Raw genomic sequence first — 24508 nt, forward strand, 5'->3', positions numbered from 1 at the left:
CCCCGACCCACTGCATCGGCACCTGCGCGATCACGTCGTTGTCGATACCCGGCCGCGACAGCAGCGCAGCCGACACCGGATCGCCCCACACCAGCGCAAGATCGAGCTGGTTCGCGTCGAGCCGGTCGAGCAGGTCGGCATTGCGCGCCACGCGCGCCTCGATCCTCACCTTCGGATGCGCGCGCGCAAACCGCCCGAGCACGTCGGGCAAAATCGCCTCGCCGAAATCCTCCTGCAACCCGACGCGCACCCAGCCGTCGAGATTGACGCCGCGCACGGCCGCGGCCGCCTCGTCGTTCAGCTCGATCATCCGCCGCGCATAACGCAGCATCGCGTCGCCGGCATCGGTCAGCGCAAGCCCGCGCCCGGATTTCACGAACAACGGCGTGCCGGCCTGCTCCTCGAGCTTGCGGATCTGCGCGCTCACCGCCGACGACGAGCGCGCGACGCGGTCGGCCGCCTTCGCGAAACTGCCGAGATCCACGCCCGCGACGAGGCTGCGCAGCGCCGCCACGTCGAAGTTGGGCCGGGCCAGCGCGGCATCGGCCAGCGCGAGCGACTCGCCGCCGCCGCGTGGAATGTCTTGTCCGGGCATCTCAACCATCCTGTTTTATCGAACGATTCATCAAGAACTTTCCGATTTTCAGGATGAATGTAGGCCGCCAGACTGTGGATGTCAATTTCCAACCGGGCCTGCCGCCATGGATACCACCTGCATCGCCTCTCCCTCCTCGCCCGCCCGCGATGTGCGCGGTCCGGCCCATCGCTGGCGCGTGCTGGCCGCCGGCGTGGCCGCGAACATGAGCTTTTCGGCCGCGGCGGCCGGCATCCCGACCACCGCGGTGTGGATGCGCTCGGCCTACCATCTCGACAACGGCGCACTCGGCCTCGTGCTCGGCGCGCTCGGCTTCGGCGTCGCGCTGTCCGAGCTGCCGTGGGGGATCGCCGCCGACCGCTTCGGCGATCGCCGCGTGCTGCTGACCGGGCTCGTCGCGACGGCCGCGATGCTCGCGCTGATGGTGTGCACGATCGTCCCGAGCGCGCACGCGGTGCCGCCGCTGGCGCGCGTCGTCGTGGCGATGTGCTGCGTCGGCCTGCTCGGCGGCAGCGTGAACGGATCGAGCGGACGCGCGGTGATGCGCTGGTTCGGCGAGCGCGAACGCGGGCTCGCGATGAGCATCCGCCAGACGGCCGTTCCGCTCGGCGGCGGTGTCGGCGCGGCGCTGCTGCCGTCGCTCGCGTCGCACCTGGGCTTCGCGGCGGTATTCGGTGCGCTGATGCTGCTGTGCGCCGGGTCGGCCGTGCTGACCTGGCGCTGGCTGCACGAACCGCCCGCCGAACCGGCTGTCGCACACGGTGCCGCGCATCGACCGGCCGCTCGGCCGCAGTCCGCGCAGTCCGCGCAACCCACGCAACCCACGCAACCCGCGCGGCTCGCGCACGGCCCGCTCGCGAACGCCCGCGTGTGGCGCATCGTGCTCGGCATCGGCCTGCTGTGCGCGCCGCAGTTCGCGGTGCTCACGTTCGCGACGGTGTTCCTGCACGACTTCGGCCGGCTCGGCCTCGCCGGCATCAGCGCGGCGATGGTCGTGTTGCAGCTCGGCGCGATGGTGATGCGCGTCTGGAGCGGCCGCCATACCGACCGGCACGGCAACCGGCGCGCGTACCTGCGCGACTCGGTGCTCGTCGCGGCCGGCTCGTTCACGCTGCTTGCCGCCGCGACGGCCGGCAGCCCGCACGTGCCGCTCGCCGCGATCGTCGCGATTCTGGTGTTCGCGGGCGTGTGCGTATCGGCGTGGCATGGCGTCGCGTACACGGAGCTCGCGACGCTCGCAGGTGCGAACCACGCGGGCACCGCGCTCGGGATGGCGAACACGGTCGTCTACCTCGGACTGTTCGCAACGCCGCTCGCGATCCCGCCGCTGCTCGCCGTCAGTTCGTGGAGCGTGGTCTGGCTCGCGGCCGCGCTGGTCGCCGGCGCGACCTATCCGCTGTTCGCCACGCGCTAGCGGCCGCGCGCGGCACGCGGGCACCGCGGCCCCCGCCACGGCGCCCGCACCTCGGTCAGGCCGCTTCGCGCGCCAGCGCGCGGCGCACGGCCGGCCGGTCGGCCTCGCGCTGCGCGTGCGCGGTCCATGCGGGGTGCCGCGCCATGTCGAGCCCGATCGCGACACCCCAGCGATACAGCACGAACAGGAACGGATCGACGATCGAATGCGCGCCCGGCTCGGCCCACCTGCGGCCGTCGGCGAGCGCGGCTTCGATCGTCTCGTTCGCGGCCTCGATCACGCCGCGCCCGTGCGTGCTGACTGCCCCGTGCAGCGCGGGATCGCCGATGAAGCGGCCCGGCCGCCACAGCGCACCGTAGCCGACGCCATGCACCCAGCCGACCAGCCAGGCGAGCCATTCGTGGCATCGCGCCTCGCGCAGCGGATCGCCTGGCGGCAGCAGTTGCGCGTCCGGATAACGGCGCGCGAGATACGTGAGGATCGCGGGCGTTTCGGTCAGCACGCGCGGCTCGCCCGGAATCTCGAGCACGGGCACGCGTGCCTTCGCGTTGATCGCGAGATAACGCGCTTCGAGGTTCTGCTGCTTCTGCACGGAGACGATCTCGACGTCGAAGGGCGCGCCGGTTTCCTCCAGCGCGATATGAGCGGCGAGCGAGCAGGCGCCCGGCGAAAGATAGAGACGATATGCGTTCATGGTGGCGTGGCCCGACGGGACTGTGGAAGACGGAACCGAGTGTAGGAACGCGTGCATGCCCGCCGCAAACGATGAATTGTCGTGCTCGGGCATTAGTGCTACTAATACCCGCATGAAACGCATCCACCTTCCTCCGCTGCAGACGCTGCGCGCGTTCGAGACCGCCGTGCGGCTGCAGAGCTTCACGCGCGCGGTCGACGCGCTCGCGCTCACGCAAGGCGCCGTCAGCCAGCACATCCGCGCGCTCGAGGCGCAGCTCGGCTACCCGCTCTTCACGCGCGAGCGCAACGGCGCGACACCGACGCACGCCGCGCACGCGCTCGCGTTGCAGGTGCGCCAGGGCCTCAGCGTGCTCGAGCGCGCGTTCGAGCCGGCCCTCGCCGCGCGCAGCCGCCCGCGCACCTGCGACGTCACGCTGAACGTCAGCGTGCTGCCGAGCGTCGCCGAACGCTGGCTCGCGCCGCGCCTGCCGCGCTTCTCGGCCGCGCATCCGCACATCGCGATCGCGCTGCACCCGGACGTGGCGCTCGCGCCGCTGCGCAAGCGCGACCGCATCGACGTCGCGCTGCGCTACGGGCCCGGCACGTGGCCGGGCGTAGTCGCCGAGAAGCTGATGAACGAGACGATCTTCCCGGTCGCGAGCCCCGCGTACCGCAATCGCGACGGCGTCGCACCGCGCTCGCCGGCCGATCTCGTGCGCGCCACGCTGCTGCGCCATCCCGCGCAGCCGTGGGAACCGTGGCTCCAGGCCGCGCGGCTCGACCTCACCGAATCCGCGCGCGCGCCGCGTTTCACCGATGCGAACGCGCTGATCGACGCAACGTTGAAAGGGCGCGGCGTCGCCCTCGCGCGCCGCTCGCTGATCGAGCCCGAACTCGCGGACGGCACGCTCGTGCGCGTATCGTCGGTACGCGTGACCGACGTGTATGCGCACTACGTCGTGTGGCGCCCCGGCCATCCGCACGAATCGGCGATCCGAACCTGGCTCGACTGGCTGCGCAGCGAGGTGCGGCGCCGCACGCCGCGGCGCTGACGCAACGCGACCGGTTGCTCGCGTTCATCGTCGACGGTCAGGCTGCCTTGGACGCGCTCATGCATCGCATCGCGCGCCCGGGTAAAAGTGCCTGGCTCGCAACGTCCACCGGGAGATATTGCGCGCCCGCCACGCCATGCAAGCAGATGGTCAGGATATCGAAAGCATTCCGCGATCATGCGCCAGTCGCAAACGATTCACCGAAACGTCGCATCGCACCGGCATACTCGAAAACGTTTCCCGATCAGCCTGCCAGGAGAGAAGTCATGCGTCGCGTTTCCGCCGTCGTCGTTTTTTGTGCCGCCGCTTTCGTCGCCGCCTGCAGCGACGACGCGCCGCACGACGCACACACGACCGACGCGTCCCAACAGGCCGGCGCATCGGCCGGCTCCGCCAGCGCATTCAACCACGATGCAACCGCGAACGCCGCCGCGTCCGATGCCGCGCCGCTCGCGCCGCCCGTCGTGCACTACCCGCCCGATGACGACGACGACGCGAAACCCACGGCGAATGCGGCCGCGTCGAGTGCCGCCGCGTCGTCGCCGGGCTGATCCCGCCGCTTCCGTCCCCCGACCGCAGAACCGAGGTGAAATAACATGACGTCATCGAGCCGCCGCCGTTTCCTGCATACCGTCGCACAATCCGCGGGCGCCGCCGTCGCGCTCAACGCCTTCCCCGAATCGATCCGCCGCGCGCTGGCGATTCCCGCCGCGCACGGCACCGGCACGATCCGCGACGTCGAGCACATCGTCGTGTTCATGCAGGAGAACCGCTCGTTCGATCATTATTTCGGACACCTGCGCGGTGTGCGTGGCTACAACGACCGCTTCCCGATCCCGCTGCCGAACGGCAAGCCGGTGTGGTACCAGCCGTCGAAGGCCGACCCGGGCCAGCCGGTGCTGCCGTTCCGGCTGAACACGCTGACGACGAGCGCGCAGTGCGTCGGCGACCTCGACCACTCGTGGTACAAGACGCACGCGGCGATCGACGGCGGCCGGTACGACCAGTGGCCCGCGAACAAGACCGACATGACGATGGGCTATCACGTGCGCGAGGACATCCCGTTCCATTACGCGCTCGCCGATGCATTCACCGTGTGCGACAACTATTTCTGCTCGCTTCCGGGGCCGACGCACCCGAACCGCGCATACCTGATGACGGGCACCGTCGACCCGACCGGCAAGTTCGGCGGCCCGCTGCTCGACAACAGCGACTATGTCGACGGCGACGGGCCGCCCGCCTACCAGCTGCTGTCGTGGACGACCTTTCCCGAACGCCTGGAAGCGCGCGGCGTGTCGTGGCAGATCTACCAGCAGGGCACGACGGGCAACGACCCGTACAACGGCAACTACGGCACGAACGTGCTGCAGAACTTCGCGAACTTCATCAACGCGAAGCCCGGTTCGTCGCTGTACCAGCGCGCGCAGACGGTGCGCACGCTCGACGACCTGAAGAACGACGTGATCAACGACCGGCTGCCGCAGGTGTCGTGGCTGTGCCCGCCGGCGGCATTCTCCGAGCATCCGAAATACACGCCCGCGTACGGCGCGAACTACACGTCGCAGATTCTCGACGCGCTCACGTCGAACCCGGACGTATGGCGCAAGACGGTGCTGTTCATCATGTACGACGAGAACGACGGCTTCTTCGACCACATCGTGCCGCCTCAGCCGCCGACGTCGGCCGCGCAAGGCGCGTCGACCGTGACGACCGATGGCGAGCTGCACACGGTCGTGAACCCCGGCCGCGGCGGCAGCTACACGGCCGACGGCCTACCGTACGGCCTCGGGCCGCGCGTGCCGATGACGGTCGTGTCGCCGTGGACGAAGGGCGGCTTCGTGTGCTCGCAGGTGTTCGACCATACGTCGGTGATCCGCTTCATCGGCGAGCGTTTCGGCGTCGACGAACCGAACATCACGCCGTGGCGCCGCACGGTCTGCGGCGACCTCACCGCCGCATTCGATTTCCGCTCGTCCGACGCGTCGTTTCCGCCGCTGCCCGACACGAGCCAGTACCGCTCGATCGCCGACCAGCAGTGCACGTCGCAGCCCGCGCCGACCGTGCCCGCGACGCCGTCGCCGGTCGACCCGCAGGAGCCCGGCGTGCGGCCGGCGCGTGCGCTGCCGTACGAGCTGCACGTGAACGCCAGCCTTGACGGCAGGACGCGGCTGCGCATCGAATTCGCGAACCGCGGCAACCAGGGCGCGCACTTCCACGTGTACGCGACGAACCGCACCGACGGCCCGTGGCGCTACACGGTCGGCGCACGCCGCGTGCTGCATGCGGACTTCGACCTGACGACGACGAACGGTGCGTACACGTTCTCGGTGTACGGGCCGAACGGCTTCGTGCGCGTGTTCTCGGGCAACGTGTCGACCACGGCCACCCATCGCAATCCGGCGCAGCCGGAAGTGAAGGCCGGCTACGACGTCGCGAACGGGAACCTGTACCTGAAGCTGCGCAACCCCGGCGGGGCACACGTCACGCTGACGCTGACCGACAACGCGTACGGCGCGCCGTCGCGGCAGGTGACGCTGCATGGCGGTGACGAACGCGTCGAGCAGTGGTCGCTCGCGGCGAGCCACCAATGGTATGACGTGACGGTGAGCGACGGCGCGGCCGGCACGTTCTCGCGCCGTTTCGCGGGCCACGTCGAAAACGGCCGGCCGAGCTATTCGGATCCGGCGGCGGTGCGGCCCGTGTCCGCGGCATAAGCGCGACGGCACGGCGTGGCGCGGCACCCGCCGCGCCGCACGGGTTCCCCGCCCTGCCCGGCGGAATCAGATCGCGTGCGCGAGCGCGCGATCGACGAGCGCGGCCTCGAAGCCGTCGTCCGCGTCGCGAAAGCGCAGCGGCGCCGCGCAGTGGACGAGCGTGTCGATGAAGTACTTCGCGCGCGGCCACGGCCCGAAGCCGGCCGCGGTGTTGATGTGCCCGGCGTCGCCGAGGTTCACGAACGCGCTGCCCAGGTGCTGCGCAAGCGTGCGCGCATCGGCAAGCGGCATCCACGGATCGGTCTCGCTGCCGATCACGATCGACGGCACGGCGAGCCGGCGCGCGTCGAACGGCCCGGCAAACGTGAATTTCTTCGGACTGGCGGGCGCGACGAGCAGCACGCCCGCGACATCGCCCGTACGCGGCCACTGCGCGAGCGCATGCGCGGTCGCGAGGCAGCCGAAGCTGTGCGCGGCCAGCACGAACGGGCCGCGTTCGCGGTCGAGCAAGGTGCGCACCGATTGCGCCCAGCGCGCGAGATCGGGCGCGTCCCAGTCGTCCTGCTCGACGCGCAGCGAGCGCGGGAACTGCCGTTCGAGCCAGGTCTGCCAGTGCGCGCCTTCGCTGCCGTGCAGGCCCGGAACGGTAACGAGGCGCGGCGGCCACGCCGATTTGCTGCATGCGCGCATGATTGCCCTCGCTTGCTTGAAGACGGGATTCGATTGTGGCGCGGCGCGCCCGGCGGCCGAACCAATATTTTGTGATTTGCTTTTGCGCGGGGCGGCCACCCGCGGGGCGGCCTTCCGCGAGTCGCCCGCGCCGGTCGCCCGCCCCGCGCACCGGCGCGCGATGTGCCGCGAAACCGTAGAATGTGGGCTTCCCGTCAGCTTCACACGGAACCGGGGCCGGGCGCCGATGCGCGCCGGGCGCCCGGTCGTCAGGAGACGCCCGATGTCCGCTACGCCCGCCGGCGCGCCGCGCCCGGCTCCGCTCGCCGTTCCCGTGACGCGCCTCGCCGGCGCGCGCGCAGTCGTCCAATGAAGATCCTGTTCCATTCCCCGCACCAGGAAGCAGGCGCGTGGCGCGACGAGATCGCGCATGCGCTGCCGGAAGCCGAACTGCGCGCGTGGCAGCCGGGCGACACGGCCGCCGCCGATTACGCGCTCGTCTGGCGCGCGCCGCGCGAATTCTTCACCCCGCGCGACGGCCTGCGCGCGATCTTCAACCTCGGCGCCGGCGTCGACGCGCTGCTCGCGCTCGACCGCGCGCAACCGGGCACGCTGCCGCCGCACGTGCCGCTCGTGCGGCTGGAAGATTCGGGCATGGCGCAGCAGATGGTCGAATACGTGACGCACGCGGTGCTGCGCTACCTGCGCCGCTTCGACGAATACGACGCGCAGCAGCGCGAGCGCCGCTGGCAGCCGCTCGAGCCGCATGCACGCGCCAGCTTCACCGTCGCCGTGCTCGGCCTCGGCGTGCTCGGCGCGCAGGTCGCGCTCGCGCTCGCCGCGCTCGGCCTGCCCGTGCGTGGCTACAGCCGCAGCGCGAAGCAGCTCGACGGCGTCACGACCTTCGCCGGCGACGGTGCGTTCGATGCGTGCATCGACGGCGCGAAGGTGCTCGTCAACCTGCTGCCGAGCACGCCCGACACCGACGGCATCCTGTCGTCCCGCACATTCGCGCGGCTCGCGCCCGGTGCGTATGTCGTCAACGTCGCGCGCGGCGCGCATCTCGTCGAGGCCGACCTGCTCGATGCGCTCGCGAGCGGCCGGATCGCCGCCGCGACGCTCGACGTGTTCCACCAGGAGCCGCTGCCCGACGATCACCCGTTCTGGCGCGCGCCGCGCATCACGATCACGCCGCACAGCTCGGCCGAGACGCTGCGCGCGGAGGCCGTCGAGCAGATCGCCGGCAAGATCCGCGCGCTCGAGCGCGGTGAGCGCATCGGCGGCATCGTCGACTACACGCGCGGCTACTGAACCTGCAAGCAAACCTGGAGACAACCATGACGTTCCCCACCGCCGTCAAGATCGTCGAAGTCGGCCCGCGCGACGGGCTGCAGAACGAGAAGACCTTCGTGCCGACCGACGTGAAGATCGCGCTCGTCGACCGGCTGTCGCGCGCCGGCTTCCGCAACGTCGAGGCCGCGTCGTTCGTGTCGCCGAAATGGGTGCCGCAGATGGCCGACGGCGCCGACGTGATGGCCGGCATCGAGCGCCGCCCGGGCACCGTGTACTCGGTGCTCACGCCGAACCTGAAAGGCTTCGAGAATGCGCTCGCCGCGCGCGCCGACGAAGTCGTGATCTTCGGCGCGGCCAGCGAGGCGTTCTCGCAGCGGAACATCAACTGCAGCATCGCCGAGAGCATCGCGCGCTTCGAGCCCGTCGCGAAGGCCGCGAAAGACGCAGGCCTGCGGCTGCGCGGCAGCGTGTCGTGCACGCTCGGCTGCCCGTACCAGGGCGAAGTGCCGGTCGCATCGGTCGTCGACGTCGTCGAGCGCTTCGCGGCGCTCGGCTGCGACGAGATCGACATCGCCGACACGATCGGCGTCGGCACGCCGAAGCGCACGCGCGAAGTGCTGTCGGCCGTCACGCGCGTGTTCCCGCGCGAACGCCTGTCGGGCCACTTCCACGACACCTACGGCCAGGCACTCGCGAACATCTACGCGGCGCTGTTCGAAGGGATCGAGATCTTCCACGCGTCGGTCGCGGGCCTCGGCGGCTGCCCGTACGCGAAGGGCGCGACCGGCAACGTCGCGACCGAGGACGTGCTGTACCTGATGCAGGGCCTCGGCATCGACACCGGCATCGATCTCGCGCAGGTCGTCGCTGCCGGCGACTTCATCTCGAACGCGATCGGCCGCGCGAACGTGTCGCGCGCCGGTCGCGCACTGCTCGCCAAGGCGCAGAGCGCGGCCGACGCCGCGAACTGCGTATAACCCCGGTATTCGATGGATTCCTCAACATGACGACACCCGCTTCATTCGATTCCCTCCCCGATTCCGCGCGACGCGTCGCGCTGCTGCTGCGCGAGCGCGGACATGCGAAAGGCATCGTGATGCTCGCCGAAACCGGCAAGACGTCGGCCGAAGCCGCGGCCGGGCTCGGCTGCTCGGTCGCGCAGATCGCGAAGTCGATCCTGTTTCGCCGCCAGTCGGACGGCGCGCCGGTGCTCGTGGTCGCGAGCGGCGTCAATCGCGTCGACGAGAAGAAGGTCGCCGCGCAGGTCGGCGCGGTCGGCCGCGCGGACGCGAAGTTCGTGCGCGACAACACCGGCTACGCGATCGGCGGCGTCTGTCCGATCGGCCATCTCGTCGAACCCGTCACGCTGATCGACGCCGACCTGCTCGAGCTCGACAGCCTGTGGGCGGCCGCCGGCCATCCGCACGCGGTGTTCAACCTGTCGCCGAACGAACTGGTGTCGCTGACGGGCGCGCCGGTCGCGGACGTCGCATTGCGGGAATCCGCATGAGCGACGTCGTGGTACCGGTCGGCACGGTGGCCTCGCCGTGCACCGACGTATGCCGGATCGATCCGCGCACCGACTGGTGCGCGGGTTGCCTGCGTACGCGCGACGAGATCAAGGGATGGCGTACGTCGGATGACGACGCGAGGCGCGTACTGCTTGCGCGGCTCGATGCGCGGCGGCGCCTGATTGCGAGGAGCGGCGCATAAAAAAAAGCCGTTCAGCCTGACGGGCGAACGGCATCGAGATCGGAATCCTGTGAACGTGATCAACGTCACAGCCCGCATCATACGAGCGACGCGCACCGCTCGCATCGGGTGTTTCCCTACAACTTCTTACAGCGTCTTCCACGCGTGCGCGCGCGCCGCTTTTGCTCGCCATGAGCACGCCATCCGCGTGCAATACCCGTTCCCGAAAACCGCATTCGACGCGCCGCCGTGACGCCCGCCGCGACGCCGAATCGTACGACCGTTTCAGTTGCCGACTGCCGCGCGACGCGCGGGCACGATGCGCCAGCCGAGATTCACGCCGGCCGCCGCGAGCAGGATCAGCAGCGCGCCGAGCACCTGCGTCCACGCGAGCGTCTGCCCGAACGCGAAGTGATCGACGACGATCGCGACGACCGGATAGACGAACGACAGCGCGCCGGTCATCGCGGTCGGCAGCTTCTGGATCGCGCCGTACAGCAGCACGTACATCAGGCCCGTGTTGACGACGCCGAGCACGATCAGGTCGAGCCACTGCCCGGCCGTCGCGGGCAGCGTGCCGAAGTGGGCGAACGGCGCGAGCAGCACGATGCCGATACCGGCCTGCAGCAACGCGAGCAGGTGCGGCGGCGTCCCCTTCAGGTGCTTCGTGACGATCGACGAGATCGCATACAGGAACGCCGCGCCGAGCGACAGCGCGACGCCCTCCAGATATTCGCCGGGCACCGCGAGCACGGCCGGCTCGACGCGCACCACGGCGACGAGCCCCACGAACGCGAGCGCGAGCCACACGAGCGTCGACGCGGTGATCCGCTCGCGGAACACGATCGCGCCGAGCGCGACGAGCATGAACGGCTGCGTGTTGTAGACGGCGGTCGCCATCGAGATCGATGCACGCGAATAGGCGGCGAACAGCAGCAGCCAGTTCGCGACGATCGCGATGCTGCCGAGCGTCGCGAGCGCGAGCATCCGCGGCGAGAACAGCGCGCGGCGCAGGAAGCCGAATGCCGCGCAGACGATCGCGAGCGTCGCGGCGCCGAACAGGCAGCGGAAGAACACGACGTTCGTCAGCGGCTGCTGCGACGACATCACGAGCCAGCCGATCGTGCCGGACATCAGCATCGCGACGACCATCTCGGCGGCACCGCGGCGAATTTCATTCGAGGCCATCATGAACTCCATTGAAAGAGAGTGGATGACCTCGATTCTAGAAACTTGCTTTCGCCGCAACCACGGCTAAACTGAAGCGAATCAGCCGATTGACCTTCGAAAGCAAAGCGATCATGCCGAAACGCCTTTCCCCGCCCGCCGTCGCGTCGCTCGACGCGACCGACCGTGCGATCCTCGCGGCGCTGGCCGACGACGCGCGTATCGCAACCAGTGAGCTCGCCCGGCAGATCGGGCTGTCGGCCCCCGCAACCGCCGATCGTGTGCGGCGGCTCGAGGCGCAAGGCGTGATCGCCGCGTTCACCGTCGAGCTCGACCCGCGCGCGCTCGGCTACACGCTGCAGGCGATCGTCCGCGTGAAGCCGCTGCCCGGCCAGTTGCATCTCGTCGAAGAGATGCTGCGCCGGATTCCCGAATTCGTGGAGTGCGACAAGGTCACCGGCGACGACTGCTTCATCTGCCGGCTCTACCTGCGCACGATCGCGCACCTCGACGACATCCTGTCGAAAGTGACGGAGCGCGCCGAGACCAGCACCGCGATCGTGAAATCGACGCCGGTGCCGCGCCGGCTGCCGCCGCTCGTCGAGGACGACGGCGCGCACCGCTGAGCACCGGCACGCGCCGCCCGCGTGCCGTCAGGCAGCCGCGTCGCGCGCCTCGAAGAACGCGAGCAGTTCGTCGATCAGCGCGACGGGCGCCTCTTCCGGAATGTAGTGCCCGCAGTCGAGCGCGCGGCCGCTGACGTCGCGCGCGACGCGGCGCCATTCGTCGAGCGGATCGAAGCAGCGGCCGACGATCCCGTGCTCGCCCCACAGCACGCGCAGCGGGCACGCGACCTTGTTGCCGCGCTCGAGATCCGCACGGTCGTGCTCGAGGTCGATCGTCGCGGACGCACGGTAGTCCTCGCACATCGCATGCACGGCGCCCGGCTGCGCGAGTGCGGCCCGGTACGCGGCGAGCGCCTCGGGCGCGAACGGTGCGAGTCCGGCGGACCGGTTGCCCATCACGCGCTCGATGTAGGCATCGGTATGCGCGCCGACCAGCGTCTCGGGCAGCGGCTCCGGCTGAATCAGGAAGAACCAGTGGAAATACGCGGTCGCGAACGCGCGATCGGTTTTCTCGTACATCGCGAGCGTCGGCGCGATGTCGAGCAGCATCATCCGCTCGACGGCGTCCGCATGATCGAGCGCGAGCCGGTGCGCGACCCGCGCGCCGCGATCGTGCGCGCACACATGGAATTGCTCGAAGCCGAAATGCCGCATCACGGCGACCTGGTCGGCCGCCATTGCACGTTTCGAATACGGTGCGTGCTGCGCGTCGCTCGGCGGCTTGCCCGACGCGCCGTAACCGCGCAGGTCGGTGGCGATCACCGTGAAATGATTCGCGAGCGTCGCGGCAACGCGATGCCAGATCATGTGGGTTTGCGGATGTCCGTGCAGCAACAGGAGCGGCGGACCCGCGCCTCCTTTGACACCGAAAATGTCGGTGTCCTGCACCGTCACGCGAAACGGTGCAAACGCCTCAAACGACATGGTTTGTTTCTCGTTGGTTTGTTATGGCGGTTATTTTAGGAGCGCCGGCGCGTCTTCACAGCGCGGTAAACACCAGAATCCCTAGAAAGAGAACACTCCCTCGATTGCCGCCACACCGCGCGATTTGTTAAGCTCGCGTAGAATCGCACGATCGTTCGTATTAATAAGGGCGACCTCGTTTTTGCAGCTTCGTTTTACAGCTTCGTTTTTACAGCGTCGTTCCGCAGCTACACTCGAACGACCGTTCGACCGCAAAGCATGGCGGCGGCGCGACCGCGCGGCCGCCCCTGGAGACTGGAGACATTACATGGCATTGCCCACCGTCCTGCAGAACCTGACGCTGCCCGTCATCGCGTCGCCGATGTTCATCGTCAGCTACCCCGAACTCGTGCTCGCGCAATGCAAGGCGGGCATCGTCGGTTCGTTCCCCGCACTCAACGCCCGTCCGGCCGAACTGCTCGACGAGTGGCTCACGCAGATCCAGTCCGAGCTCGCCGACCACAAGGCGAAGCACCCCGACGCAGTGATCGGCCCGATCGCGGTCAACCAGATCGTCCATCAGTCGAATGCGCGGCTCGAGCACGACGTGCGCGTGTGCGTCGAGCACAAGGTGCCGATCTTCATCACGAGCCTGCGCGCGCCGGCGCGCGAGATCGTCGACGCGGTGCACAGCTACGGCGGCATCGTGCTGCACGACGTGATCAACCTGCGTCACGCGCAGAAGGCGCTCGAGGCCGGTGTCGACGGGTTGATCCTCGTCGCGGCCGGCGCAGGCGGCCACGCGGGCACGACGTCGCCGTTCGCGCTCGTCGGCGAAGTCCGCAAGATCTTCGACGGCCCGATCGTGCTGTCCGGCTCGATCGCGAACGGCGGCTCGATCCTCGCCGCACAGGCGATGGGCGCCGACTTCGCGTACATGGGCACGCGTTTCATCGCGACGCAGGAAGCGCACGCGATCGACGACTACAAGCACGCGATCCTGAACGCGAAATCGTCGGACATCATCTACACGAACCTCTTCACGGGCGTGCACGGCAACTACATCCGCGAGAGCATCGAGAAGGCGGGCCTCGATCCGGACGCGCTGCCGGAGTCCGACAAGACCAAGATGAATTTCGGCAGCGACAAGACGAAGGCGTGGAAGGACATCTGGGGCGCCGGCCAGGGCGTCGGCCTGATGGACGACCTGCCGAGCGTGGGCGCGCTCGTCGAGCGCCTGAAGCGCGAGTACGACGACGCGAAGGCGCGGCTCGGCATCCCGCGCTGACGGACGCGGCGGCCATGACGGCCGCCGCCGGCGCGCATCCCGTCGGACCAGACAAAAAAGCGCGAGCTGCAACGGCTCGCGCTTTTTGTTTTCATCGCCCCGCCGCGGCGGGATGCACGGTTCACACCGCGCGCTTCATCCGCGTGATCGGCAGCACGCGCAGGCGCGATTCGATCGACGGGCACAGCGACTGCCCTTCGAAACGCGCCGCCAGGAAATCGACGAACGAACGCACCTTCGCGGACACGTGACGACGGCTCGCGTAGACCGCATAGATCGGCGCCTCGTGCGGCGGCACCGCATCGATCAGCACCGGCACGAGCCGGCCGGACTCGATGTCGTCGCCGACCACCTCGGTGCCGAGCAGCGCGATGCCCGCGCCCGCGAGCACGGCCGCACGCAGCCCTTCGAGATGGTTCACGATCAGGTTGCCGTTCAGGTTCACGCGCGACGCGGCGGCCGCGTCGATCACCAGCGCGTCGAGCATCGTCGAATTCGAGTCGCGCCGCAGGTAGTTGTGGTGTGCGAGATCCGCGATCGTCTGGGGCGTGCCGTGCTTCTCGAGATACTCGGGTGACGCGACCAGCAGGATGTGCGCGGTCGCGATCTGCCGCGCGACCAGCGACGACGATTTCAATCCGTTCGGCGCCGCGCGCACCGCGACGTCGTAGCCTTCCTCGATCAGGTCGACCACGCGATCGGACAGCGTCATGTCGACGGTCACGTCCGGGAACCGGCCCGCATAATCGGTGACGGCCTGCATCACGTGCCGCAGCCCGAACGCGGACAGCGACGTGACGCGCAGCCTGCCTTGCGGCACCACGCTCGCGGCGCCGACGGCCTGCCCGGCTTCGTCGAGTTCCGACAGCGCCTGCACGAGGCGCTCGTAGTATTCGCGTCCGGCCTCGGTAGGCGCGACGCGTCGTGTCGTGCGATGCAGCAGCCGCGCACCGAGCTGCTGCTCGAGATGCATCACGTGCTTGCTCGCCATCGCAGCCGACATCTGCATGCGCTCCGCCGCGCCGACGAAGCTGCCCACTTCGACGACGTAGCGAAACACATTCATGCTGACGAGGGTATCCATCGAACTCGCTCGTAATGACGGGGGAATGGTCCAATTACGAGATAGGGTAACAAAGGCGGGGAAACAGAAAGGTCAAGAAAGGCAAAACGGCGCCGCGAGTGGCGGCGCCGTTCTGGCGGGAAAACATGCAGCCTGGACGCGCTTTTCGCGCGCGTCCGGCGCGGCGGTCGCGCGTGCGCGTCAGAACTTCGCGCGGATGCCGGCGCCGAACGTGTTGCCGGTCGACAGGCCGCTGATGTGGTCGTTCATGTAAGCAGCGTAGACGTCCGTGCGCTTGGACAGCGGATAGTCGTAGCCGACGGCCCAGGTCTGGCGCGTCTGGTCGAGGCCGCCCGCATCGCGCGAGTACGCGTACGACGCCATCGCGTTGCCCACGCCGAGCGGCACCGACACGCCGCCCTGCGCAGTATTCACGTGCCAGCTGCCCGCGACCTGGTCGTTCTTCGTATACATGTACTGGCCGAACAGCTTCACGTACTTCAGGTCGTAGGTCGCGCCGACTTGCGCGATACCCTGGCTCTTCATGCCGGCCACCAGCGCGCTCAGGTCACGCGGGCCGTTGTTGAAGTTCACGTACTGATAGACAGCGGTCGCCGCGAACGGGCCGTTCGCGTAGTTGAACTGCGCGCTCCACTTCTTCGAGCCGTTGTCGCCGGCCTGGTTGCCGAGTGCGTACATCGCGCCGAAATTCAGGCCACCGAACGAAGGCGACGTGTACGACAGCGCGTTGTTCCAGCCCGAATCGCCGACGGCACCCTGGTCGCTCGGGTAGGTCGGGAACGTGCCGAGGCCGAGGAACACGTGGTACACCATCGGCGAGAACGTGTACGAGTCGTAGAACGGGTTGAACAGGATCGTCGACAGGAACAGGTGCGTCGTCAGGCGGCCGGCCGTCACCGTGCCGTACGGCGAATCGATGCCGACGTACGCGTTGCGCGCGAAGAACGTGTCGCCCTGGAAGCGGCCGAACTGGCCGTTCTGCGCGCGGAAGAAGCTTTCCAGCGTGAAGATCGCCTTGTAGCCGTTGCCGAGATCCTCGGCGCCGTGCATGCCCCAGTAAGACGTCGACATCCCGCCGCCGCTCACGTTCCACGCGCGGTCGCCGCCCGGGAACTTGGTGGCGCCGACCCATTCGTCGACCTGACCGTAGAGCGACACGCTCGACTGTGCATGGACGGGAGCGGTAGCCGCCACGCAGGCAGCCGCGGCGATCAGCTTGACGGACGTGCGCGACGCACGGCGAGCGAATGCTTTCATTGGATCTCCAGATTTTGTCGAATTGTCGATAAGTGGCGCGAGCGTTGTTTTTTGGAGCCGAGTGCTTGCGTCGTATGGGGCGCAGCCATCTTTACGGATCATTCGTCCGGTCAAAATTGCGCACACTTATTGCGGGTATAGCGGCAGCATTAACTTCGCGGAATTGATACATGGCCGGGTACCCGCCGACGGCCCGGCGTGGACGCGGTCGCACGGCCGGACGGCCGCGTGGCACATGCGAGCCGGGCGCGAAAGATAGCGCAATGCGACGGGAAAATCAGCGGAAATCTGTGCGCGACTGTGGCGAATTCGCATCAGCCGCCGGAGGGACGAGCGCGCGGGCGCTCAGTTTCGGTAGAACGGGGAGAAATACGGCGAGTGCGCAGGCTCTTCCTGCGAGCGGGGCGGCGGCATCGGACGGCCGCCGCGCTCCTCGTTGTAGCGCGCGACGTCGGCGCGGATCGAACCGGCGCGCAACGGCACGTTGCCGCCGCCCGGCGGGCGCGGCATCTGGCGCACGTCGGCGCTGATCGGGCGATACGGGCTTTGCGCGGCGTAATGACCATACGACGGCGTCGGCCGCAGCCCCCAGCGGGAACCGTAGCCGCTCACGCCGCCGGCGCGCGCACCGCCGGGGGGCGTAACGTGGCGCCAGACGGGAGCACCGCCGGCCGGCTGACCGTACGCGCGCATGTCGCCGCCACCGAAACCGTGGCCGCCGAATGCATGACCGCCGTGCGGCGGCTGCGCGAGCGCGAACGGCATCAGCAATGCGCCGAGCACGCCCGCCACCCATCGTCCGATCTTCCGTTTCACCCGTTCCGTCATCGTGCAATGCCTGTCCATGCCCGCCGCCGGCTCCTTTCGGCCGACCCAAGGCTTTCAGCAGTAATTTATGAGCGCGCCGAAAGCGTGTCGAGCCAAAAAGTGTTATGTCGCCGGCATCGGTGTAACACCATGTTACTGCTAGGTTTTTTCACTTCGGCACGCGACCGGGACAGAACATTCTTCTGCCGTTTTGCGCATGGCCGGGCCGGTGCCGCGAACACTATCGCATGAGATCGATTCATCAATCGATTCTCACAATGAATTTGTGTAGTGAATCATCAACCGGGACAATGGCGCCATCCGCGCGCGCGACGCGCGCCCCCGTCGTTTCCGAATCGAGTTCCCGATGGCCCGTCCCCGTTTTCTTCCCGACAACTTCACGCTCGCGCTCGTCGGCACAGTCGTGCTCGCGAGCCTGCTGCCCTGCCGCGGCCCGGCCGCCCATGCGTTCAACTGGGCGACCAACATCGCCGTCGGCCTGCTGTTCTTCCTGCACGGCGCGAAGCTGTCGCGCGAAGCCGTCGTCGCGGGCGCGACCCACTGGCGGCTGCACGCGGTCGTGCTGCTCAGCACGTTCGCGCTGTTCCCGCTGCTCGGCCTCGCGCTGAAGCCGGTGCTGCAGCCGCTCGTCACGCCGACGCTGTATGCGGGCGTGCTGTTCCTGTGCACGCTGCCGTCGACGGTCCAGTCGTCGATCGCGTTCACGTCGATCGCGAAAGGCAACGTGCCGGCCGCCGTGTGCGCGGCATCCGCGTCGAGCCTGCTCGGGATCTTCGTCACGCCGGCGCTCGTCGGGCTGATGATCACGTCGCAATCGGCCGCCGCCGCGTCGCCGTGGAGCACCGTCGGCAGCATCGTGATGCAGCTGCTCGTGCCGTTCATCGCCGGCCAGTTGCTGCGGCCCGTGATAGGCGGCTGGATCGACCGCAATCGCGGCGTGCTGCGCTTCGTCGACCAGGGCTCGATCCTGCTCGTCGTCTACGTCGCGTTCAGCGAGGCCGTCAACGAAGGCCTCTGGCACCAGATCCCGCCGCGCGCGCTCGGCGGCCTGCTCGTCGTCAACCTCGTGCTGCTCGCGATCGCGCTCCTGCTGACCGCGTTCGTCAGCAAGCGGCTCGGCTTCAACCGCGCCGACCAGATCACGATCATCTTCTGCGGCTCGAAGAAGAGCCTCGCGGCCGGCGTGCCGATGGCAAAGGTGATCTTCTCGGCGAACGCGGTCGGGGCGATCGTGCTGCCGCTGATGCTGTTCCACCAGATCCAGCTGATGGCGTGCGCGGCGCTCGCGCAGCGCTGGGGCGCGCGCGACATGAGCGGCGAGCACGACGAGGGCGACGCGGCATCGGCGCCCGGCGCGCTGAGCGCGGGCAAGCGCTGACGGTCGGGGCAGCGGGACGGCCGGCGGGTCGTGCCGTCCCGGGGCTATGCCTTCTGCCTTCTGCCTTCTGCCTTCTGCCTTCTGCCTTCTGCCTTCTGCCTTCTGCCTTCTGCCTTCTGCCTTCTGCCTTCTGCCTTCTGCCTTCTGCCTTCTGCCTTCTGCCTTCTGCCTTCTGCCTTCTGCCTTCTGCCTTCTGCCTTCTGCCTTCTGCCTTCTGCCTTCTGCCTTCTGCCTTCTGCCTTCTGCCTTCCGCCTTCCGCCTTCCGCCTTCCCACCGCAACGCCCTTCCACCCACGCCCCCACGCGATGCACCAGCAATGCCCGTCGCGTCACGAAATCTTCATTCAATTCTCCGCGAGTGGTGCCGTTAAGTCGTGCGTCCCGTCGATTCGGCTGCCCTCGCCCATGCCCGCGCCCCATCCCGACTCCGCCGCCGCCCGCACCACCCGCCTGATCGCGGATCGTGCGCTGGCCGCCGTCTTCCAGCCGATCGTCGATCTCGGGTCGGGGACGGTCGTCGGCTACGAGGGCCTGATACGCGGCCCGCGCGGCACCGACCTCGAAACGCCCGCCGCGCTGTTCGCGCAGGCCGCGCGCGACGGCGAGACCATCGCACTCGAACAGGCCGCCGCGCTCACCTGCCTCGACGCGTTCGCGGCGCTCGGCTGCGACGGCAAGCTGTTCCTCAATTTCAGCGCGGGCACGATCCTGCAGCTCGCGCGCGAACGCGAGCGCGCCCGCCAACGGCTCGACCATGCGCGGGTCGGCGCCGAGCGCATCGTGATCGAACTGACCGAGCAAAACGCGACGACGGACATCGCCCATATCGGGCCGGCAGTCGCGTCGCTGCGCGACGCCGGCATCCAGTTCGCACTCGACGACTACGGCACCGCGAACGCGAGCATGAACCTGTGGCTGCGCCTGCATCCGGACGTCGTGAAGATCGACCGCTTCTTCATCCACGACATCGCGCGCGACCCGCTGAAGTTCGAGGCCGTGAAGGCAATGCAGCACTTCGCGCAGGCGAGCGGCGCGCAACTGATCGCGGAAGGCATCGAGAACGAAAGCGACCTGATCGTCGTGCGCGACATGGGCATCTGCTGCGTGCAGGGTTTCCTGCTCGGCCGGCCGAACGCGCGGCCGTCGCGGGTCGTCGCACCGGCCGCGCGCGACGCGATCCGCGCGCCGCACATCGCGGTGTTTCCCGGCGCGACGCGCCCGGTGCGGCCGGCCGGCACGATCGCCGGGAAGATGCTGGTTCCGGCGCCGGCCCTGCCGCGCGACGCGACCAGCAACGACGTGCTCGACCTGTTCAACCGGATGCCCGACCTGCACGCGGTCGCACTCGTCGAACGCGGGCGGCCCGTCGCGCTCGTGAATCGCCGCGGCTTCATCGACCGCTTCGCGCTGCCGTACCACCGCGAAGTGTTCGGGAAGAAGCCGTGCCTGCAGTTCGCGAACGACGCGCCGCTGATGATCGACAACGCGACGACGTTCGAGCAGCTCGCGATGCTGCTCGCGAGCCACGACCAGCGCTACCTCGCGGACGGCGTCGTCATCACCGAACACGGCCGCTACGTCGGGCTCGGCACCGGCGAGAGCCTCGTGCGCGCGGTGACCGAGATGCGCATCGAGGCCGCGCGTTATGCGAACCCGCTGACGTTCCTGCCCGGCAACATCCCGATCAGCGCGCACATCGACCGCCTGCTCCAGCGCGACGCCGGCTTTCATGCGTGCTACGTCGACCTGAACCAGTTCAAGCCGTTCAACGACCAGTACGGCTACTGGCAGGGCGACGAGGTGCTGAAGTTCGCCGCGACGGTGCTGGCCGGCGTGTGCGATCCGCAGCGCGACTTTCTCGGGCACGTCGGCGGCGACGATTTCCTCGTGCTGTTCCAGCGCGACGACTGGCGCAAACGCGCCGCCGACGCGATCGCGCGCTTCAACGACGGCGCGCAGCGCTTCTACACGCAGGCCGACCGGCAGGCGGGCGGGCTGCGCGGCGAGGACCGCCACGGCAACCCGGCGTTCTTCGGTTTCGTGACGATGGCGATCGGCGCGGTCGGCGTGCCGGCCGGCGCGCACGGCGCGAAACGCTACGGCAGCGACGAGATCGCATCGGTCGCCGCGCTCGCGAAGCGGCGCGCGAAACAGCAGCCGGACGGGCTCGCGGTCGTCGACCTCGATGCGGGCCGCGCCGCGCTGCGCGATCGCGGCGAACCGCCGGCCGTGGCAATACGCTGACCGGCGGGCAGCCGGCCTCCCTCGTTCGCGGACGCAAGGTGCCCGATGCGGCGGCGATGCACCGCCGTCCGTCACGCCCGGACGCCCGCCGCGCTGCCGGGCCGCTCGTTACACCCGGCCTTCCCGCCGGCCTGAGCAAGCCGCCGGGCACGCGTGCGCGCATACGCGAAGCCGGCACGCTGGCCGCCACTTCCCGCTCGCCGCGCACCGGCACGTCCACCTTGCCTTTTTCGTGTTTTGTTTAGTATTTTTAGTAACGTCGTTTTCGCAGATTAGCGCTTAAAAGCCGGTAATTTCCGGGTATTCCCCGGTTATCCGGCCCGAATTCCGCGATACGTTTTACTATACAATCGCTTTCACCCTAAACAAACCGGACCCCGAACGATGGGTACCACCATTCGCGATGTGGCGCGGGCGGCAGAGGTCTCGATCGGCACCGTCTCCCGCGCGCTGAAAAACCAGCCGGGCCTGTCCGAAGCCACGCGTGCGCGCATCGTCGAGATCGCGCAGCGGCTCGGCTACGATCCCGCGCAGCTGCGGCCGCGCATCCGCCGGCTCACCTTCCTGCTGCATCGCCAGCACAACCGCTTTCCGGCCAGCCCGTTCTTCTCGCACGTGCTGCACGGCGTCGAGGACGCCTGCCGCGAGCGCGGCATCGTGCCGACGCTGCTCACGGTCGGGCCGAACGACGACGTGCTGCGCCAGATGCGCCCGCACGCGCCCGACGCGATCGCGGTGGCCGGCTTCATCGAGCCGGAGACGATCGAGGCGCTCGCCGCGACCGGCCGGCCGCTCGTGCTGATCGACCTGTGGGCGCCCGGCCTGCGCTCGGTGAACATCGACAACGCAACGGGTGCGGCGCTCGCGATGCGCCACCTGCTCGCCACCGGCCGCACGCGGATTGCGTTCATCGGCGGCTCGCCCGCGCACTACAGCATCGCGCAGCGCGCGATCGGCTACCGGCGCGCGTTCTTCGAAGCCGGGCGGCTGTTCGATCCCGCCTACGAAGTGACGATCGACGCGGGGCTCGATCCCGACACCGGCGCCGCGCGCGCGATGGAGCAGCTGCTCGACGCGCCGGGCCCGCGCCCCGAAGCCGTGTTCGCGTACAACGACGCGGCCGCGCTCGCCGCGCAGCGCGTGTGCACCGCGCGCGGCTTGCGGATTCCGGACGACATCGCGATCGTCGGCTTCGACAACATCCCGGCCGCCGCGCACGCGAGCCCGCCGCTCACGACGCTCGCGGTCGACAAGGAAGCGCTCGGCCGCCGCGGCGTCGAGCTGCTGCTCGCCGACTCGCCCGAACGCACCGAGATTTCCCTGCCCGTCGAGCTGATCGTGCGGGCCAGCAGTCAGCCCGCCGGCTCCCCGGCACTCGATACCGCCACGGTCACCGAATCATGAACATGCCCCCGGTCCAACCCTGCACGGCCGCGCCGGCCGCCCACACGCAAGCCGCGCCGTTCGTCGCGAGTTTCCGTGATCCGTCGTTCCTGCTGTCGCACATCGAGGACACGCTGCGCTTCTACGCAACCAACGCGTTCGACCCGACGGGCGGCTTCTACCACTACTTCCGCGACGACGGCAGCATCTACAACCGCACGTCGCGCCACCTCGTCAGCAGTTGCCGGTTCGTCTTCAACTACGCGATGGCGTACCGGCATTTCGGCGATCCGCGCCACCTGGAATACGCACGCCACGGGCTGCGCTTCCTGCGCGACGCGCACTGGGACGACGAACTGCAAGGCTACGACTGGGAACTCGACTGGCGCGACGGTGCGAAGCGCGCGACGCTCGACGGCACGCGCCACTGCTACGGGCTCGCGTTCGTGCTGCTCGCGGCCGCGCACGCGACGATGGCCGGCATCGACGAGGCACGCCCGCTGATCGCGGCCACCTACGAGCTCGCCGAGCACCGCTTCTGGGACGCGGCCGCGGGCCTCTACGCGGACGACGCGACGCCGAACTGGATCGTGTCGTCGTACCGCGGCCAGAACGCGAACATGCACATGACGGAAGCGCTGCTCGCCGCCTACGAGGCGACCGGCCACCTCACGTACCTCGATCGCGCGGAAAAGCTCGCGTCCCACATCACGCAGCGCCAGGCCGCGCTGTCGGGCGGGCTCGTGTGGGAGCACTACCATGCGGACTGGTCGGTCGACTGGGACTACAACAAGGAAGACAGCTCGAACATCTTCCGCCCGTGGGGTTTCCAGCCCGGGCACCAGACCGAATGGGCGAAGCTGCTGCTGATCCTCGAACGGCACCGCCCGCTCGACTGGCTCGTGCCGCGCGCGGCCGAGCTGTTCGACGCCGCGCTCACGCACGCATGGGACGCCGACCACGGCGGCCTGTACTACGGCTTCGGCCCCGACTTCACGATCTGCGACCACAACAAGTATTTCTGGGTGCAGGCGGAGACCTTCGCGGCGGCCGCGATGCTCGGCGCGCGCACCGGCAGCGAGCGCTTCTGGGACTGGTACGACGAGATCTGGCGCTATAGCTGGGCGCACTTCGTCGATCACCGCTACGGCGCGTGGTACCGCATCCTCACCTGCGACAACCGCAAGTACAGCGACGAGAAGAGTCCGGCCGGCAAGACCGACTATCACACGATGGGCGCGTGCTACGACGTGCTCGCGACCCTCGCGCGCGCGCAGCGCAGCGAGCCGACGCAATGAGCGGCGGCACGTTTCCGGCTTTCGTGTCGGCAGGCGACATCCTGACCGACATGGTGCGCGCGGGCGATGCGCAATGGACGTCGGTACCGGGCGGCGCCGGCTGGAACGTCGCGCGCGCGGTTGCGCGGCTCGGCGTGCCGAGCGCGCTCGCGGGATCGATCGGCGAAGACTGCTTCTCCGACGTGCTGTGGCGCACGAGCGACGCGGCCGGGCTCGACCTGCGCTTCCTGCAGCGCGTCGCGCGGCCGCCGCTGCTCGCGATCGTTCACGAGACACGCCCGCCCGCGTATTTCTTCATCGGCGAAGCGAGCGCCGATCTCGCGTTCGATCCGGCGCGGCTGCCGGCCGGCTGGACCGACCACGTGAAATGGGCGCATTTCGGCTGCATCAGCCTCGTGCGCGAACCGCTCGCCGGCACGCTGGCCGCGCTCGCGGCCGACCTGCACGCGCGCGGCGTGAAGATCAGCTTCGACCCGAACGTCCGGAACCTGATGACGGCCGCGTACCGGCCGACGCTGGAAAGGATGGCCGCGCTCGCCGACCTGATCAAGGTGTCCGACGAGGACCTGCGGCACCTGTTCGGCGGCGACGGCCCCGACGCGATCGCCGCGGTGCGCACGCTGAACCCGCGCGCGGCCGTGCTCGTCACGCGCGGCGCGCAGGCGGCGACGCTCTACGCGGACGGCGACGTGCATGAAGCCAGCCCGCCGCGCGTCGAGGTGGCCGACACCGTCGGTGCGGGCGACGCGTCGATCGGCGGCATGCTGTTCAGCCTGATGGCCGCGCCGCAGCGCACGTGGCGCGAGCATCTCGTGTTCGCGCTGGCCGCGGGCGCCGCGGCGTGCCGGCATACGGGTGCGCACGCGCCGACGCTCGACGAGGTCGTCGCACTGATCGAACGCTGACGGCACGCCGATGGCACGAACGGTGACCGGACGCTGTTCGGTC

At 69.0% G+C, this 24508-nt stretch carries 23 protein-coding genes; 15 read left to right on the top strand and 8 right to left on the bottom strand.

The window, feature by feature from the left end:
- Positions 1-595, bottom strand: a 595-nt coding sequence (locus DPV79_RS37420; RefSeq protein WP_113047779.1) for a LysR family transcriptional regulator, incomplete at its 3' end; no start/stop codon positions are given.
- A 106-nt stretch (positions 596-701) separates the two neighbouring features.
- On the opposite strand from DPV79_RS37420, the gene DPV79_RS37425 reads away from it, so the two are divergent.
- Positions 702-2009: an MFS transporter gene (locus tag DPV79_RS37425; protein ID WP_113047780.1), complete on the top strand. Its 1308-nt coding sequence runs from the start codon at positions 702-704 to the stop codon at positions 2007-2009.
- 55 nt (positions 2010-2064) lie between these two features.
- On the opposite strand, the gene DPV79_RS37430 is transcribed toward DPV79_RS37425, so the two are convergent.
- Entirely contained in the window at positions 2065-2703 is a 639-nt protein-coding gene (locus tag DPV79_RS37430; RefSeq protein ID WP_059856962.1) for a glutathione S-transferase family protein, read from the bottom strand.
- 112 nt (positions 2704-2815) lie between these two features.
- Between DPV79_RS37430 and DPV79_RS37435 the strand changes: the two genes are divergently transcribed.
- From DPV79_RS37435 to DPV79_RS37445, 3 genes are all read left to right on the top strand, one after another.
- Positions 2816-3736, top strand: a complete 921-nt coding sequence (locus DPV79_RS37435; RefSeq protein WP_113047781.1) for a LysR substrate-binding domain-containing protein — start codon at positions 2816-2818, stop codon at positions 3734-3736.
- A 266-nt stretch (positions 3737-4002) separates the two neighbouring features.
- Complete coding sequence (locus DPV79_RS37440) at positions 4003-4287, top strand: hypothetical protein (protein WP_059492024.1); 285 nt, start codon at positions 4003-4005, stop codon at positions 4285-4287.
- Between the two features lie 45 nt (positions 4288-4332).
- On the top strand, positions 4333-6450 hold the full coding sequence (locus DPV79_RS37445) for a phosphocholine-specific phospholipase C (RefSeq protein WP_113047782.1): 2118 nt from the start codon (positions 4333-4335) through the stop codon (positions 6448-6450).
- Between the two features lie 66 nt (positions 6451-6516).
- Here DPV79_RS37445 and DPV79_RS37450 read toward each other — a convergent pair whose 3' ends face one another.
- Positions 6517-7140, bottom strand: a complete 624-nt coding sequence (locus DPV79_RS37450) for an RBBP9/YdeN family alpha/beta hydrolase (RefSeq protein ID WP_027788972.1) — start codon at positions 7138-7140, stop codon at positions 6517-6519.
- A gap of 348 nt (positions 7141-7488) precedes the next feature.
- Between DPV79_RS37450 and DPV79_RS37460 the strand changes: the two genes are divergently transcribed.
- Genes DPV79_RS37460 through DPV79_RS37475 form a run of 4 tightly spaced genes read left to right on the top strand, consistent with a single transcriptional unit; the run spans position 7489 to position 10125 of the window.
- A complete protein-coding gene (locus DPV79_RS37460; protein ID WP_027788971.1) occupies positions 7489-8430 on the top strand; it encodes a 2-hydroxyacid dehydrogenase in 942 nt (313 codons plus the stop codon).
- Between the two features lie 26 nt (positions 8431-8456).
- Positions 8457-9389, top strand: a complete 933-nt coding sequence (locus DPV79_RS37465) for a hydroxymethylglutaryl-CoA lyase (RefSeq protein ID WP_042973403.1) — start codon at positions 8457-8459, stop codon at positions 9387-9389.
- Between the two features lie 26 nt (positions 9390-9415).
- The gene (locus DPV79_RS37470; RefSeq protein WP_027788969.1) at positions 9416-9922 is read left to right on the top strand and encodes a YbaK/EbsC family protein; all 507 of its coding nucleotides are present in this window, start codon (positions 9416-9418) and stop codon (positions 9920-9922) included.
- The gene (locus tag DPV79_RS37475) at positions 9919-10125 is read left to right on the top strand and encodes a DUF1289 domain-containing protein (RefSeq protein WP_021157438.1); all 207 of its coding nucleotides are present in this window, start codon (positions 9919-9921) and stop codon (positions 10123-10125) included. Before DPV79_RS37470 ends, DPV79_RS37475 begins: the two co-directional genes overlap by 4 nt.
- Before the next feature lie 264 nt (positions 10126-10389).
- Here the strand turns inward: DPV79_RS37475 and DPV79_RS37480 are convergent, their stop codons facing one another.
- Entirely contained in the window at positions 10390-11292 is a 903-nt protein-coding gene (locus DPV79_RS37480) for a DMT family transporter (protein ID WP_113047792.1), read from the bottom strand.
- Between the two features lie 113 nt (positions 11293-11405).
- Here DPV79_RS37480 and DPV79_RS37485 point away from each other — a divergent pair, with 113 nt between their 5' ends.
- Positions 11406-11897, top strand: coding sequence for an Lrp/AsnC family transcriptional regulator (locus DPV79_RS37485; RefSeq protein ID WP_011353413.1), 492 nt, complete (start codon positions 11406-11408; stop codon positions 11895-11897).
- A gap of 27 nt (positions 11898-11924) precedes the next feature.
- Here DPV79_RS37485 and DPV79_RS37490 read toward each other — a convergent pair whose 3' ends face one another.
- On the bottom strand, positions 11925-12821 hold the full coding sequence (locus tag DPV79_RS37490; RefSeq protein ID WP_021157441.1) for an alpha/beta fold hydrolase: 897 nt from the start codon (positions 12819-12821) through the stop codon (positions 11925-11927).
- A gap of 307 nt (positions 12822-13128) precedes the next feature.
- Between DPV79_RS37490 and DPV79_RS37495 the strand changes: the two genes are divergently transcribed.
- Positions 13129-14088: an NAD(P)H-dependent flavin oxidoreductase gene (locus DPV79_RS37495; RefSeq protein ID WP_006488640.1), complete on the top strand. Its 960-nt coding sequence runs from the start codon at positions 13129-13131 to the stop codon at positions 14086-14088.
- A gap of 121 nt (positions 14089-14209) precedes the next feature.
- Here DPV79_RS37495 and DPV79_RS37500 read toward each other — a convergent pair whose 3' ends face one another.
- The 3 genes from DPV79_RS37500 to DPV79_RS37510 all read right to left on the bottom strand — a co-directional run bounded on the left by DPV79_RS37500 (position 14210) and on the right by DPV79_RS37510 (position 17257).
- The gene (locus tag DPV79_RS37500; RefSeq protein WP_021157442.1) at positions 14210-15172 is read right to left on the bottom strand and encodes a LysR family transcriptional regulator; all 963 of its coding nucleotides are present in this window, start codon (positions 15170-15172) and stop codon (positions 14210-14212) included.
- A 180-nt stretch (positions 15173-15352) separates the two neighbouring features.
- Entirely contained in the window at positions 15353-16429 is a 1077-nt protein-coding gene (locus DPV79_RS37505) for a porin (protein WP_021157443.1), read from the bottom strand.
- Positions 16430-16774: 345 nt separating this feature from the next.
- Positions 16775-17257: a hypothetical protein gene (locus tag DPV79_RS37510; protein ID WP_059683882.1), complete on the bottom strand. Its 483-nt coding sequence runs from the start codon at positions 17255-17257 to the stop codon at positions 16775-16777.
- 346 nt (positions 17258-17603) lie between these two features.
- Here DPV79_RS37510 and DPV79_RS37515 point away from each other — a divergent pair, with 346 nt between their 5' ends.
- From DPV79_RS37515 to DPV79_RS37540, 5 genes are all read left to right on the top strand, one after another.
- On the top strand, positions 17604-18635 hold the full coding sequence (locus DPV79_RS37515; protein WP_059492026.1) for a bile acid:sodium symporter family protein: 1032 nt from the start codon (positions 17604-17606) through the stop codon (positions 18633-18635).
- Positions 18636-19040: 405 nt separating this feature from the next.
- Positions 19041-20879, top strand: coding sequence for an EAL domain-containing protein (locus DPV79_RS37525; RefSeq protein ID WP_113047784.1), 1839 nt, complete (start codon positions 19041-19043; stop codon positions 20877-20879).
- Between the two features lie 384 nt (positions 20880-21263).
- Complete coding sequence (locus tag DPV79_RS37530; protein ID WP_021163757.1) at positions 21264-22283, top strand: LacI family DNA-binding transcriptional regulator; 1020 nt, start codon at positions 21264-21266, stop codon at positions 22281-22283.
- Entirely contained in the window at positions 22280-23560 is a 1281-nt protein-coding gene (locus tag DPV79_RS37535; RefSeq protein ID WP_113047785.1) for an AGE family epimerase/isomerase, read from the top strand. Before DPV79_RS37530 ends, DPV79_RS37535 begins: the two co-directional genes overlap by 4 nt.
- Positions 23557-24465, top strand: coding sequence for a carbohydrate kinase family protein (locus DPV79_RS37540; RefSeq protein WP_048026647.1), 909 nt, complete (start codon positions 23557-23559; stop codon positions 24463-24465). Before DPV79_RS37535 ends, DPV79_RS37540 begins: the two co-directional genes overlap by 4 nt.
- Positions 24466-24508: the final 43 nt, after the last annotated feature.

This window comes from Burkholderia reimsis, assembly GCF_003294055.1.
GTDB classification, from domain to species: Bacteria; Pseudomonadota; Gammaproteobacteria; order Burkholderiales; family Burkholderiaceae; genus Burkholderia; species Burkholderia cepacia.

Excerpts from the sequence above, each read along its gene's own strand:
- DPV79_RS37525 (WP_113047784.1), top strand. The coding sequence starts at position 19,041 with ATGCCCGCGCCCCATCCCGACTCCGCCGCCGCCCGCACCACCCGCCTG.
- DPV79_RS37440 (WP_059492024.1), top strand. The coding sequence starts at position 4,003 with ATGCGTCGCGTTTCCGCCGTCGTCGTTTTTTGTGCCGCCGCTTTCGTC.
- DPV79_RS37435 (WP_113047781.1), top strand. The coding sequence starts at position 2,816 with ATGAAACGCATCCACCTTCCTCCGCTGCAGACGCTGCGCGCGTTCGAG.
- DPV79_RS37500 (WP_021157442.1), bottom strand. The coding sequence starts at position 15,172 with ATGGATACCCTCGTCAGCATGAATGTGTTTCGCTACGTCGTCGAAGTG.
- DPV79_RS37460 (WP_027788971.1), top strand. The coding sequence starts at position 7,489 with ATGAAGATCCTGTTCCATTCCCCGCACCAGGAAGCAGGCGCGTGGCGC.
- DPV79_RS37535 (WP_113047785.1), top strand. The coding sequence starts at position 22,280 with ATGAACATGCCCCCGGTCCAACCCTGCACGGCCGCGCCGGCCGCCCAC.
- DPV79_RS37445 (WP_113047782.1), top strand. The coding sequence starts at position 4,333 with ATGACGTCATCGAGCCGCCGCCGTTTCCTGCATACCGTCGCACAATCC.
- DPV79_RS37515 (WP_059492026.1), top strand. The coding sequence starts at position 17,604 with ATGGCCCGTCCCCGTTTTCTTCCCGACAACTTCACGCTCGCGCTCGTC.
- DPV79_RS37465 (WP_042973403.1), top strand. The coding sequence starts at position 8,457 with ATGACGTTCCCCACCGCCGTCAAGATCGTCGAAGTCGGCCCGCGCGAC.
- DPV79_RS37505 (WP_021157443.1), bottom strand. The coding sequence starts at position 16,429 with ATGAAAGCATTCGCTCGCCGTGCGTCGCGCACGTCCGTCAAGCTGATC.
- DPV79_RS37430 (WP_059856962.1), bottom strand. The coding sequence starts at position 2,703 with ATGAACGCATATCGTCTCTATCTTTCGCCGGGCGCCTGCTCGCTCGCC.
- DPV79_RS37485 (WP_011353413.1), top strand. The coding sequence starts at position 11,406 with ATGCCGAAACGCCTTTCCCCGCCCGCCGTCGCGTCGCTCGACGCGACC.
- DPV79_RS37470 (WP_027788969.1), top strand. The coding sequence starts at position 9,416 with ATGACGACACCCGCTTCATTCGATTCCCTCCCCGATTCCGCGCGACGC.
- DPV79_RS37450 (WP_027788972.1), bottom strand. The coding sequence starts at position 7,140 with ATGCGCGCATGCAGCAAATCGGCGTGGCCGCCGCGCCTCGTTACCGTT.
- DPV79_RS37530 (WP_021163757.1), top strand. The coding sequence starts at position 21,264 with ATGGGTACCACCATTCGCGATGTGGCGCGGGCGGCAGAGGTCTCGATC.
- DPV79_RS37540 (WP_048026647.1), top strand. The coding sequence starts at position 23,557 with ATGAGCGGCGGCACGTTTCCGGCTTTCGTGTCGGCAGGCGACATCCTG.
- DPV79_RS37480 (WP_113047792.1), bottom strand. The coding sequence starts at position 11,292 with ATGGCCTCGAATGAAATTCGCCGCGGTGCCGCCGAGATGGTCGTCGCG.
- DPV79_RS37475 (WP_021157438.1), top strand. The coding sequence starts at position 9,919 with ATGAGCGACGTCGTGGTACCGGTCGGCACGGTGGCCTCGCCGTGCACC.
- DPV79_RS37495 (WP_006488640.1), top strand. The coding sequence starts at position 13,129 with ATGGCATTGCCCACCGTCCTGCAGAACCTGACGCTGCCCGTCATCGCG.
- DPV79_RS37510 (WP_059683882.1), bottom strand. The coding sequence starts at position 17,257 with ATGACGGAACGGGTGAAACGGAAGATCGGACGATGGGTGGCGGGCGTG.
- DPV79_RS37490 (WP_021157441.1), bottom strand. The coding sequence starts at position 12,821 with ATGTCGTTTGAGGCGTTTGCACCGTTTCGCGTGACGGTGCAGGACACC.
- DPV79_RS37425 (WP_113047780.1), top strand. The coding sequence starts at position 702 with ATGGATACCACCTGCATCGCCTCTCCCTCCTCGCCCGCCCGCGATGTG.